The organism is Paenibacillus alba (assembly GCF_013204855.1).
GTDB classification, from domain to species: Bacteria; Bacillota; Bacilli; order Paenibacillales; family NBRC-103111; genus Paenibacillus_E; species Paenibacillus_E alba.
Genome location: NZ_JABMKZ010000006.1, coordinates 45,197 through 57,402 on the forward strand (window position 1 = coordinate 45,197; position 12,206 = coordinate 57,402).

Annotated in this window: 11 protein-coding genes; 10 read left to right on the forward strand and 1 reads right to left on the reverse strand. The window is 47.5% G+C overall.

The genetic code is table 11. The features are described from left to right. Positions 1-299: 299 nt before the first annotated feature. A complete protein-coding gene (locus HQN90_RS10455) occupies positions 300-1,127 on the reverse strand; it encodes a DUF2935 domain-containing protein (RefSeq protein ID WP_173217966.1) in 828 nt (275 codons plus the stop codon). Between the two features lie 164 nt (positions 1,128-1,291). Between HQN90_RS10455 and HQN90_RS10460 the strand changes: the two genes are divergently transcribed. The 10 genes from HQN90_RS10460 to HQN90_RS10505 all read left to right on the forward strand — a co-directional run bounded on the left by HQN90_RS10460 (position 1,292) and on the right by HQN90_RS10505 (position 12,155). After that, a complete protein-coding gene (locus HQN90_RS10460) occupies positions 1,292-2,539 on the forward strand; it encodes a DUF445 domain-containing protein (RefSeq protein WP_173217967.1) in 1,248 nt (415 codons plus the stop codon). A 43-nt stretch (positions 2,540-2,582) separates the two neighbouring features. Further along, positions 2,583-3,422, forward strand: a complete 840-nt coding sequence (locus HQN90_RS10465; RefSeq protein ID WP_173217969.1) for an ABC transporter ATP-binding protein — start codon at positions 2,583-2,585, stop codon at positions 3,420-3,422. Next, entirely contained in the window at positions 3,355-4,119 is a 765-nt protein-coding gene (locus HQN90_RS10470) for an ABC transporter permease (RefSeq protein ID WP_173217971.1), read from the forward strand. Before HQN90_RS10465 ends, HQN90_RS10470 begins: the two co-directional genes overlap by 68 nt. A 16-nt stretch (positions 4,120-4,135) precedes the next feature. Further along, the gene (locus tag HQN90_RS10475; protein WP_173217973.1) at positions 4,136-5,161 is read left to right on the forward strand and encodes an ABC transporter substrate-binding protein; all 1,026 of its coding nucleotides are present in this window, start codon (positions 4,136-4,138) and stop codon (positions 5,159-5,161) included. Between the two features lie 278 nt (positions 5,162-5,439). Continuing rightward, entirely contained in the window at positions 5,440-6,399 is a 960-nt protein-coding gene (locus tag HQN90_RS10480) for an ABC transporter permease (RefSeq protein ID WP_173217975.1), read from the forward strand. Between the two features lie 83 nt (positions 6,400-6,482). Beyond that, on the forward strand, positions 6,483-8,213 hold the full coding sequence (locus HQN90_RS10485; protein ID WP_173217977.1) for a type 2 periplasmic-binding domain-containing protein: 1,731 nt from the start codon (positions 6,483-6,485) through the stop codon (positions 8,211-8,213). An 84-nt stretch (positions 8,214-8,297) separates the two neighbouring features. After that, positions 8,298-9,209, forward strand: a complete 912-nt coding sequence (locus HQN90_RS10490; RefSeq protein ID WP_338042304.1) for a carbohydrate ABC transporter permease — start codon at positions 8,298-8,300, stop codon at positions 9,207-9,209. Between the two features lie 21 nt (positions 9,210-9,230). Beyond that, a complete protein-coding gene (locus HQN90_RS10495) occupies positions 9,231-10,118 on the forward strand; it encodes a CehA/McbA family metallohydrolase domain-containing protein (RefSeq protein ID WP_173217981.1) in 888 nt (295 codons plus the stop codon). A gap of 42 nt (positions 10,119-10,160) precedes the next feature. Continuing rightward, positions 10,161-11,171 (forward strand): LacI family DNA-binding transcriptional regulator, encoded by a 1,011-nt coding sequence (locus tag HQN90_RS10500; RefSeq protein WP_173217983.1) that lies wholly within the window; start codon positions 10,161-10,163, stop codon positions 11,169-11,171. A 39-nt stretch (positions 11,172-11,210) separates the two neighbouring features. After that, complete coding sequence (locus HQN90_RS10505) at positions 11,211-12,155, forward strand: carbohydrate kinase family protein (protein ID WP_173217985.1); 945 nt, start codon at positions 11,211-11,213, stop codon at positions 12,153-12,155. Positions 12,156-12,206: the final 51 nt, after the last annotated feature.

The following is a 12,206-nucleotide window of genomic DNA, read 5'->3' on the forward strand; positions in this document are numbered from 1 at the left end:
GTGTCTGCGAGAGATACGCCTACGCCTATTGTTCCCCATAAGGCAACTCGTACACCGTTTTGATTGGGCGTGCCAACCGCATCTGCTGTTTGAAGCCCTATATCTCCTGTTAGAATGGGACTGGTTGGAATGGGTGATGCTCCGGAGCTGTTATTGCTAGCTTCAGATAATCGTAAATCAAGAAATTGATTAGACAATGCCTTCGCCTCCATATATCAAGTGTTCTATCAACATATGAAATTAGTTGGATATTGGCGAAGGCATCTATCTGATGCCCTGAAAAATTCCGCTTCTTTTTACTATTCAAAAGAAGGCTTCGTCAACGGACAATTCGGCAACGCCAGAATTTCTGCATCATAGGTCGCAAGCTTTCGCAAAAAGTAGCAGGTCTCCGGCAAATGATGCTCGAGAAACCGCAGGGTTAACCGGCTGAGCAGCTCGGTATGTTGGTATTCTTGAATGACACCTTCGACGACACGGTAAAAGCCGATAACGGTTTCGGCGACTTGCCTTGCAAATTTCTGCTGGGCAGGAAAATTGGGCGCAGTGAAGCGGAGAAAGCCGCGTATGGCTGTATTTTTGACAATATGCGAGCTGAACAGTTGTGCGTAGGCTTGGGTACTTTTGACAAGCTCCATTTCCGTAGGATCGAGATGGTTGCCGAGGAGCACAGCGTGACCGAGTTGATCCTCCAGCCACATTTCCATTAAGGTCACGAGGGGCAGGGGCTCATAAGGAATTCCGTTCATCCAATCGTCTAAAATGCGAATATATTCACCGTTTTCGAGCAAGGTTCCGTTAAAATAAACAGGCGTTAAGGAAATGACGACTTTATTTTGAATGCGCAAATGCTGCATATAACCCTCGAACTGATAGTAACCGTGAACAACGGGGTAAACATCTTTAGAGAGTTGAATCATCGTTTGCGAGGAAACTGGCAAGGAGGGGTCCGTCATCAGGATGCGATTGCGGAGTTCCGTGAAGGCAGCGATATACCGTTTGGCCATGGCAATCCATTGCACTTCTTCGTTGGCAAGCGCCTCGTTCACAAAGATGGCGTGATCCTGCAAGATTTCCACCCAAAATAAATGCTCCTGCCAAGGTGTGATGTTCCCATTTAGGCTCATGGATCAAGTTCCTCCTATACATAAAACTTCGCAGAGTACCCACCGATATACGCATTACCGATGTGTATTCAGATGACTTGGGATCGAGAACAGCTTTCGTCGTATTTTGTGGTAAAATAGAAGGAATGAGTTCACAAATCCGAGTAGAGAGAGATGTTATGACCATGAAAAAAGAAGCAAAGTATATAGCGACAGTTTCTTTGGGGGTAATGGGAGCAGGCTTTTTGGCTACGCTGCCCGTATCTTCGACCCTTTGGGGAGGCTTCTTGCAAGGCGGTTTTGAAGCGGGGGTTGTTGGCGGCCTGGCCGATTGGTTTGCTGTCAGTGCCCTATTCCGCCATCCGTTAGGCATTCCAATTCCGCATACAGCGCTCTTGCCGAAGAATCGGGAGAAAATTACGAAAGCGCTTGTCTCCACGGTTGAGAATGAACTGCTTTCCAAAGAGACAATTAAAGCCCGTTTGCAGCAAATTCGTTTTCTTGAGCGTGGACTGGAGATTGCACAGACCCACTTGGATAACGCAGCGCTGCACAAAGGGCTGACTACGCTTGCTAAACAAGCGCTGAGCATGATTGATTTGGAGAAATTGACACCGCTGCTTGCGGATGAAATCCATAAAGCGCTTCAGGACGTAGATACGAGCAAGCTCGTTCGTACGATTGTAGATACGATTGTCGAGGGCGGCTACGACGGCAAAACGTTCGATTTCGTCATCGACAAAGTGGAAGCATGGGCCATCAAGTCGGATACGCGCGATCAACTGGGTGCGATGGCAATCAAAGCGTTCGAGGGGCTGCAATCCAATGGGTTTATGGCTTTTGCCGTGAATGCGTTCCTTGGTATGGTTAATGAGGAGAAGATCGGGGGCATTATTCAGAACTTTGTCCTTTCTTACATCGAGCAAATGCGGACCAAGAATCACCCGCGCAGAGAAACCGTTCTGGCTTTTATTCGCAATGAACTGAACAAGCTGGAGAGAAATCCGAAGCTGTTGGCTGAATTGGATGGCTTGAAGGCGAAGCTGCCTGGCATTCTGGATCTCGATGAGAAGCTTGCAGGGCTGTTGGAGCGATTGAAGGCCAAGGCAGAGGATTTCGTGGATCAGCCCGATTTTGCACCACAGTATGTTGTGCCAATTATTCGTAAAATGCTTGCCTCTGTGAAAGAGAATGCCGATATGCTGCAGCGTGGCGAGCACTTCATCCAAGATCAAATCGCGGCATATTTGGAACAAAATCACAGTAAAATCGGTCAGCTTGTTCGAGAAAATCTGGATAAACTGACGAATGAGAAACTGACCCAATTGATGGAAGACAAGCTGGGACAAGATTTGCAATGGATTCGAGTGAACGGGGCCATCTGCGGATTTATCATCGGACTTGGCTTGGCAGGATTAAAAATGTTGTTTTGAGGCGTGAACGACAACGGGACATACCCGAGTGGAGGTAAGCATTTTGATCGAGATAAAGGGAGTCAGCAAGACGTTCGTTCAGCGAATCGGCGGCAGTTATCAAGCGCTGGATAATATCACATTAACGATTAAAAAAGGTGAATTCGTTTCTTTGCTAGGACCATCCGGCTGCGGGAAATCCACGGTGCTGAATCTGGTTGCAGGCTTTGATACACAAAGTGAAGGCACGATTGAGATCGCTGGGAAAAAGGTGAACGGCGCAGGAGCAGACCGTGTTGTTGTTTTTCAAGAACACGGCCTGTTCCCGTGGCTGACTGTGCTGGATAATGTCGCTTTTGGGCTCAAGCAGAAAGGTATGGCCAAAAAAGAGCGTCATGAGCTGGCGATGGAGCAGATAAAAGCGGTGCATCTCAGTCGTTTCGCCGATCGGTACCCGCACGAGCTGTCCGGAGGCATGAAGCAGCGGGCAGCGATTGCCAGAGCGCTGGCGATGGACCCGGAGATTTTGCTGATGGATGAACCTTTTGCCGCGCTCGATGAGCAGACACGCCTTATTTTGCATAAGGAATTGGAAGAAATATGGATGCGTACGCGCAAAACGATCCTCTTCATTACCCATAACATCCGCGAATCGGTTATTCTTTCAGACCGCGTTCTTGTGATGTCCACCCGTCCTGGTACGATTAAAAAGGAGTTCGCTGTGCAGGCAGCGAGACCTCGGGATATGGCAGATCCGCTGCTCCATCATGTGGAGAATTCGATCATGGACGCGCTGGCGGATGAGCTGGAGAAAGTGGTAAGGGAGGAGACGGGCGATGAGTACCGCATTAAGAAGAACGATTTTTCTGGTACTGCTTCTGATAGCTTGGGAGGCGGGATTTAGACTGTTTGGATGGGGTTGGAAGTTCCCTTCTGTCACACAAACCTTGCAAGCCTTCTACGACGGATTAGTCCATGGTGAATTGCTGCAAGCAACTTTCGCCAGCATGATCCGATTATTGGTTTCCTTTGCCCTATCTTTGGCGATTGGAACGACGTTAGGCTTCTTATTCGCACGCTATCGGCTGCTTGATGATACGCTTGGGTTTCTCGTCGTATCGTTGCAAACGATTCCAAGTATTGCTTGGCTGCCTTTTGCTATCATTTGGTTCGGTCTTAACGAATCTTCGGTTATTTTTATTACGACGCTTGGGGCTACATGGACGATGGCGTTAGCCAGCCGTACCGGAATCAAGAACATTCCGCCTATCTATTTGCGCGCGGCGCAGACGATGGGAACGGGAAATGGGTTTAACATGTTCGTGCAGGTGATGATTCCTGCCGCATTCCCTCATCTAATCAACGGCGTGCGGACCGCTTGGGCATTCGCATGGCGTGCGCTGGTTGCCGGGGAACTGATTGCCAAAGGGGCCGGACTTGGTCAGCTTTTGCAGGATGGCCGGAATCTGGGCGATACGTCGCTGATGCTGTGCATCGTCATCATTATCGCAGTGCTTGGTACGGTATCCGACCACTTCTGTTTCAAGAAACTCGAAGACAAAGTGCTAGAGCGCTACGGCCTCGCTGGCTCGAAGTCTTGAGCAGGGAGCGGATCGGATGAGAAAATGCTTATGGGTGCTTATGCTGCTTGTGGTCGCTGCCGCTACGCTTGGGGCTTGTGGAGAGAAATTGACTTCTTCAGGAAAGGCGCAGATTGTTCGGGTTGGTGTATTCAAAAATGTCACCCATGCCGCTGCCTATATCGCGCTCGAGAAGGGCTACTTCGCCCGTGAGTGGGGGGATGAGGTGAAGATTGAAGTCACCGCCTTCGACAACGGATCGGATTTATCCATCGCGATGGCCACCGGAGATATTGATGTAGGCTTCGTGGGTCCGGGTCCGGCGACAACATTCTTCTTGAAAAGCGGAAACTACCGCGTCGTCTCAGGCTCCAATAACGGCGGCGCCGTATTGGTTGCACGAAACGGATCAGGCATTAATGCCGTGAAAGATTTAGTAGATAAAACAGTCGCCATCCCGGCAAAAGGGAATACGAATGAAATTTCGCTGCGGCTGCTGCTGCAGCAAGAAGGCGTGAGCTTGGGCCGGGGCGCAGAGAGCGCGCACCTCATCGTGCGCTCCCCGTCGGATGCGCTAATTTCCTTCCGTCAGAACGAAATCGATGCAGCGCTCGTCCCTGAGCCGTGGGGAACACAGATCGAGAAGGCTGGACTCGGCAAGGTCGTCGTCGACTGGCAGGCAATCCCGCCGAACAATGGCGATTACCCGACGGTTATTATGGTCGCCAGCGACAAATTCATCGCCCACCATCGTGATATGGTGAAGGGCGCAATCAAAGCCAATATGGATGGCATCGCATTCATCCAGAACAGCCCGGAGCAAGCTTATGAGCTCATCAACAACCAGCTGAAAAAATACAGCGGCAAAGGGATGGACCAAAGCTTGATCAAAGCCTCTATAGGCAGGCTGAAGCTCACCACAGACGTTGACGTTAAGGTGATGGAGACGATGGCAAAGGTCTCCATTGACGCCCGATATATTAAGGGCATTAATAAAGAGGAACTCGATCTTCGTCATTTCGTCGATCTGTCGATGCTTGAGGAAGTGAAGAGCGGGAAGTAAGTCATGAAGTGTGGAAGCCTGTTTCGATGCCAACCTTGGACGGAGCAGGCTTTTTTCTATGCATTCCCATGCAGGTTTGAATTAACAGAAAATTTAGATTTGCAACGCTAAAAAGGTATTGTCAAATGCTTCCAAAGCATTTATACTAAAATCATTCCGTAATGAAAGCGATTCCATAAAGTGATACATGGAGTTGTGCTATTCAAGTCATTTCTATTTTGCAATATGGAAACGATACCAGAAAAACATGTAAAATACCTTAGGAAGGTGGTTGTCACATGGAAACGGATCTGTCGCAAGCCAGAATTGGAGTTGCGGCGAAGAAGAAGAATGCCTATTTAGGGAAAAGAATCCTACAACACAAGCAATTGTATCTCATGCTCCTTCCTTGTCTTGTATTCTTCGTTATTTTCTCGTATATCCCAATGGGCGGACTTATTCTTGCCTTCAAGAACTATCAATTCAACAAGGGCATTATCGCAAGCCCGTGGGTGGGATTGACGTATTTTAAAGCCTTTTTCAGCGATTACCAAAGCGGGAAGCTGATCAGGAATACACTTGCTATCAGCAGTATCAAAGTGTTTCTGGGACTTCCTTTTCCCATTCTGCTGGCGCTCATGTTCAATGAGATCAGGCATCGGAAATTTCGGGGAGTGATGCAAAGCATTTCATATTTGCCGCATTTCCTTTCATGGGTTATCGTCGTCGGCTTGATGCAGCGGGTTTTGGCTCCTGATACGGGGCTGCTGAACGAAGCAATCCGTTTCTTCGGGGGAGACGGCAGCACTTTTTTCATGATGGAAAGCAAATACTTCTATTCGCTCATGTTCGGAAGTCATATTTGGCAAAGCATAGGCTGGGATTCTATTATTTATTTGGCTGCGATGGCCAGCATCAATCCGGAGCTGCATGAAGCCGCCAAAATGGATGGTGCTAACAAATGGCATGAAATTTGGCACATCACGCTGCCGGGCATCAGGCTGACGATTTCTATTCTGTTTATTTTGTCGCTGGGCAGCATCCTGCAGGCTGGATTTGACCAGATTTATCTCATGAGAACACCGGGGAATATGGAATTGGCGGATATTCTCGATACGTATATCATTCGAGTAGGGCTTCAAAACGGGCAATACGGCTATGCTACCGCTGTTGGTTTGATGCAGAGTGTTATTGGTTTGGTACTTGTCGTTACAGCGAATCGAGCATCGAAAAAGTTCTTTGACGAATCAATATGGTAGCGATACCAGTTTGCTGCATTCCCTATGTTGAAGAGCACCAACAGGTGTTATTCATAAAAATTGAATGAGATGAGGAGTCGAGTATGAGCAAAAGATGGGTCAAATGGTTGTCTATGCCTCTGGCAGCAAGCTTACTGCTTGCTGGCTGCGAAAGTAGTGCCAATCCAACGGCGGGTGAAGACAGTAATCCAACGCCTGCAACAACTGCGTCTAGCAGCGGCAAGCCTGCAACCTGGGTTGCCAATCGGACGTTAAAAGGGCTTCTGTTTATTGACAACGACGACTTATCCGCAGAAATCAATCCCGAAATTGCAAAAAAGCTCAAAGAAATGACAGGAATTACACTTCAGCTTGAAGGTGTAAATTCGGAGCATGCGATTGATGGCTTGAATGCGGGACTTGCTTCTAATGATCTGCCTGATTTTATCGTTTCTTATCTGAATAACAGCGGTCGCAAGGAAATGCCGGTACTTACCAAAGGCGCCAAAGAAGGCATGTTTACGAACCTGACGCCTTTGATTAAAAACACAAAGATTTACAGCAAATACTTAGATGATAAATATTTACCGCTCGATACGAAATTTGGCGTCATGTTTCGTCCGGAATTTAATGGCGAAAGTTATTTTATTCATATGAACATCCCAAGAGAAGCCGGCTATGACGAATACAAATATGTTGGAGGGCCTTATATCCGCAAGGATATTGCCGATGCGTTAAACATAGATCCCCGCACGATAAAAACAAGCGATCAAGTGTATGAACTGGCTCAAAAAATCAAAGCGGGCAACTTCAAAGATACCAATGGCAAAGAGATTATCCCAATCGGACCTAGATACTGGGGGAACGGGAATCACGAGAATGGACTCTTGTTCAGCGATTTGACTTGGGGTGCGACGGATCAGAGGTTTTATAAAGATAAAGACGGGAAAATCATCCACGAAAGTCAGAGCGATTATGCCATGAAGCGCATTGAGCTTACTCAAAAGCTGCTGAAAGAAAAGCTCATGGCTCCTGATTTCTATGCTATGCAGGAAAACAAGGCGACAGAGGGTGCGCTGAACGGTAGCTTCGCCATTATTAGCGACATGCACAGTTATTTGGATTTCAACAAAGATGTGCATTACCTTCCGCTGGGTCCTATCAATGCCGTGGATGGACCTTACAGAAAGGTAGTTCCCTATAAGACGGGATCCATGATTTGGTCGGTCCCGAAATCAACGAAAAATCCGCAGGATATCGTCAATTTGGCCGATTTCTTAGCTAGTCGGGAAGGCAAGCTGCTCTGGCAATATGGTCTGGAAGGAAGAGATTACACGCTGGATGCCAAAGGGAACCCTCAAGTGAAGAAAGAAGTGCTTGATTTGAAAAACAAGGACCCCAAAGCAGCGAAAGCGCTGGGATTTGATGGCGCAGGGAATAGTTGGGGCAGCTATTTGGGCAGTACGGATGTGAACAGATTGGCCGATTTCGGCGAAAGCTCTTATGCAGATGCGGTCTCGCCTGAAGCCAATGCGGGTGCGAACAAAATTGCGGAGTACTGGGGATATGCCGACAAGATGAAAAATGCCTTGTTCACAGACGGTTACCAACCGCTTTCCTTCATCAACGAATTCGCGAATGGCGTTCAGTTGAAAACAGCACTTGATAATTACAATGACAGTGTAATTCGTGCCTTCTATGCGAAGAGCAGCGAGGAAGCTCAGAAAATTCTGGAGTCCTCCAAAAAGCAGCTGCAAGCTGCCGGATTAGACAAATTCGAAGAACTGCTGCAGCAGAAAGACAAGGATCCCAAAACGAAGGTCATTTTGAATTAAGCGTATGAATAAGGCGGGAGCGCTCCCTTCGAATAAGGATCAGTTCAGACGGGAGCGCACTTCTTAGTACGGGGAGAGATGAACGTGGGAAATGAATTCTATAAGCTCTCAGCAGGGGAAAAGATATTTAAGGTTGTTAATTATGCACTGATCATTCTATTGTGTCTGTCCATCGTACTTCCCTTTCTGAATATTCTCGCTCTTTCCTTCAACGCAGGGAAGGATGCGGAAAGAGGCGGGATTTACTTCTGGCCCCGCGTGTGGACGCTCGAAAATTATCATGAAGTGTTTACATCCGCCAATATTGGCAGAGCATTCGCCATTTCCATATTTCGGACGGTTCTTGGCACGGTGGCAGGCGTTTTTCTGTCCGCGATGGCGGCCTATACGCTAAAAAGCAAAACGATGCCAGGGGTGCGCTTTTTTACCCTTATGATCTTCTTCACCATGCTTTTCTCAGGAGGCATTATTCCTTATTATATGCTGCTGAAAAGCTTGCATTTGACCAATACCATATGGGTCTATGTCATTCCGGGACTTTACAGTGCATGGAACCTCATCATTTTGCGCACCTTTTTCCAGCAAATCAGCATCAGCCTCGAGGAGTCGGCGAAGCTGGACGGCTGCAGCGACTTTGGCATTTTTATGCGGATTATTTTACCGCTGAGTAAGCCTGTGCTGGCAACGATTTCCCTATTCACAGCGGTAGGTCACTGGAATGATTGGTTTATAGGTTCGTTTTTTGTGAGAACGGCCTCCATTAGACCCTTATCCACGCTGCTCCAAGAAATGCTGACGAGGCAGGATGCGATTCGGGAGTCCTTGATGCAGATGGCGGGATCGACGCAAATGCAAATGCTCCAGCGTATTCAAATTACAGGCGATTCATTGAAGATGGCAACCATTATCGTGGTCGTTGCTCCCATTATTTGCGTATACCCCTTTATTCAGAAATATTTTGCTAAGGGAGCCATGATTGGTTCAGTGAAAGAATAACAGCAAGGGAGGAATTCGTAAGTGACGCACATCCATAATCCCTACGATAAGCAAGGCATCTGGCTGCGTGGCAGCTTTCATAATCACACGACAAGCAGTGACGGACATCATCCGCTTTCCACGGTGTACCGCATGTATCATGACTATGATTTTCTAGGCATATCCGATCATGATCGGATTACTGTGCATGAGGGAGAGCACACGATTGGGACTTTATTCGAAGCTATTGAAGTGAGCAGTTCGCAAACACACATGCTGCTTGTCCACCCCCCGAGTACGCTCATGGAGGGGTATTCGAATGAATTTTCGATCGCCAATTATCAGCGGCTTTCTGATGCATGTGTTGAGAACGGAGGTCTTTCTATACTGGCCCATCCGAATCGTTTTTTTTCCCATTATTGGCGGCATGAGGATATGCTCAGTATGCAGCGGTACAATGGCATCGAGGTTGTCAATGGGGATGGGAATCCGGAATACGACATTGCTTTCGATAAATGGGATTACCTTTTGTCTGCAGGACGCAAAGTATGGGGCTTCGGAAATGATGATTTTCACGTCTATGGGCAGGAAAAGCGGGCTTGGAATATGGTGCTGGCGAAAGAGAAGACGAACGAGGCCATTTTAGCCGCGATTCGCGAGGGCAGCTTCTACGTTTCTACGGGCTATGGGTTTGATGGAATCCATGTTGAAGAAGGTCAAATTATTTATGATCTTCGATCAAGCCCATTGTATGATAAAATGTATAAATATGTGACACTGATCGGCAAGGAAGGCCGCATACTTCATGAGGAAACAGGTAGAATGAAGCAGGTGAAGTATGCTTATCATGGAGATGAAGGCTATATCCGCATAGCTGTCTATGTAGAAGGCGGATTCGGGGCATTCTCTCAGCCATTGTTTGTCGAATAATAGAGGAAATGTTCGTGTTGCAAGTAAGGAAGGATGATAATCATGGCGCCCAAAATTAAAGATGTAGCCAAAAAAGCGGGAGTATCCGTAACCACAGTTTCCAGGGTGTTGAACGGAGAAAAATACGTGAAGGACGATCTGAAGGCCAAAGTAAAACGCGTGATTGACGAGCTGGGTTATGCCCCAAGCCATATTGCGAGGAGCTTGGTGCGGAAGAAAACGAACCTGATTGGCGTCATTGTTCCCGATCTGACCTCCAGCTTTTATTCCACCATATTGAGCAGTATCGAGGAAACGGCGAGCTTGAACGATTACAACTTACTGGTCTGCAACATTATCGAGGATACGGATAAAGAGCTGAAATATTTGAACGTGTTTAAAGAGATGCGGGTAGACGGCATTATTATTATGCATGAAAAATTAAACGACGAAATTCGCAATTTCATTAATAAATTGGACATTCCGGTTATTTTTTCCAGTGTGAGGCCTGTCGATCATAAATTCGTTTCTGTCATCATCGACGATTACGAGGCGGCCTATGATGCTACCCGTTATTTGGTTGATCTCGGGCATGAGCGAATTGCCTTTATTGGCGGGGATATGAGAGACATCACCTCAGGGCAGAACCGTTATGTAGGCTATCGCAATGCGCTCAAAGATCAGCGGGTGTCGATTGTGAATGACTATATCCGGTTCGGCGACTACAAAACGCAAAGCGGTTACAATTTGATGAAGGAACTGCTGGCCTGTGAGCCTCGTCCTACGGCTTTATTTGCCGTAAGTGACGACATGGCTGTTGGTGCCATGAACTGCATTCATGACCACCAGCTCAAAGTTCCAGACGATATATCCATTATTGGATTCGACGGAAGCCAACTGACGGAGCTCGTTCGTCCGCGGTTGTCTTCCATGGAGCAGCCTATTCAGGATATGGGGAAAATTACGGTGAATACGTTGATCGAGTTAATTTCAGATCCTGCATTCAGTCCGAGGGAAGATTTGATATTGGGACATAAGCTTGTCGTGCGCGACAGCTGCCGGTCTATCCAGTAGAGAATTAGACAGAGAACGGTGCGGAAGAGGGAGCACGGAATGAAAAAATTTGATGCAGTTGTCATCGGAGATGTCAATATAGATCTAGTAGTGGTGGGCTGTAATCAGATTCCTCAGCCAGGACAGGAAATTTTTGTTGAAAATATACGGATGCATGTTGGCGGTGGCGCCGCTTTATTCACGATCTCATTAGCCAAGCTGGGACTGCATGCAGCCTTCAACGGTGTTCTTGGAGATGATCTTTATGGTCATTATATCCGAGAGCAGTTCGCTCGGTATGGTATCGATACCAGTCTGATTCGGACTAGCCCAACAAGCCATACCGGCATCACGATAGCGATTAATCCTGAGCTGGATCGTTCATTTATTACGTATGCAGGATCCAATTCGGAGCTGCAAGTAGGCGATCTGGATATCGCGCAAGTAGCGTTAGGCAGACATGCTCACGTAACCGGCTATCGAGGGCGGCGCAATCATGATGAATTCATCGCTATGGTTAAGAAGCTGAAAGAGACAGGAGTCACCGTTTCCTGCGATGTAGGTTGGGATGATACGGGAGAATGGCATTCCGGTGTATTTGAGTTGATGCGTTATATCGATGTTTTTCTGATGAATGAAACGGAAGCGTTCCATTATACGGGCATCGAGCATATAGATGATAGTTTAAAATATATGGGCGGCTTCGGTCGGCATGTCGTCATCAAGCTTGGACCGAAAGGAGCCATAGCGATGAAAGACGGCTTGCAACTGGCTCATTCCGGATTCGTGGTCGATGTCGTAGATACGACCGGAGCAGGAGATTCGTTCAATGCTGGTTATTTGTATGGTTATTTGACAGGGCAAAGTGTTGAATCGTGTTTGCTGTACGGCAACGTCTGCGGAGCAATGTCTGTTGGCTCTTACGGTGGGAGTACAGGTACACCGGATCGTGAAGGGCTGGCTGCTTTTATTAGGCAAAATGAGGATTCATGCCGAGCTTTTTGAACGGGGAATGGGCATAACAAAGCCTGTGACCAGCGATGTGAAAGGGGGAAA

Excerpts from the sequence above, each read along its gene's own strand:
- HQN90_RS10475 (WP_173217973.1), top strand. The coding sequence starts at position 4,136 with ATGAGAAAATGCTTATGGGTGCTTATGCTGCTTGTGGTCGCTGCCGCT.
- HQN90_RS10485 (WP_173217977.1), top strand. The coding sequence starts at position 6,483 with ATGAGCAAAAGATGGGTCAAATGGTTGTCTATGCCTCTGGCAGCAAGC.
- HQN90_RS10455 (WP_173217966.1), bottom strand. The coding sequence starts at position 1,127 with ATGAGCCTAAATGGGAACATCACACCTTGGCAGGAGCATTTATTTTGG.
- HQN90_RS10505 (WP_173217985.1), top strand. The coding sequence starts at position 11,211 with ATGAAAAAATTTGATGCAGTTGTCATCGGAGATGTCAATATAGATCTA.
- HQN90_RS10500 (WP_173217983.1), top strand. The coding sequence starts at position 10,161 with ATGGCGCCCAAAATTAAAGATGTAGCCAAAAAAGCGGGAGTATCCGTA.
- HQN90_RS10470 (WP_173217971.1), top strand. The coding sequence starts at position 3,355 with ATGAGTACCGCATTAAGAAGAACGATTTTTCTGGTACTGCTTCTGATA.
- HQN90_RS10480 (WP_173217975.1), top strand. The coding sequence starts at position 5,440 with ATGGAAACGGATCTGTCGCAAGCCAGAATTGGAGTTGCGGCGAAGAAG.
- HQN90_RS10460 (WP_173217967.1), top strand. The coding sequence starts at position 1,292 with ATGAAAAAAGAAGCAAAGTATATAGCGACAGTTTCTTTGGGGGTAATG.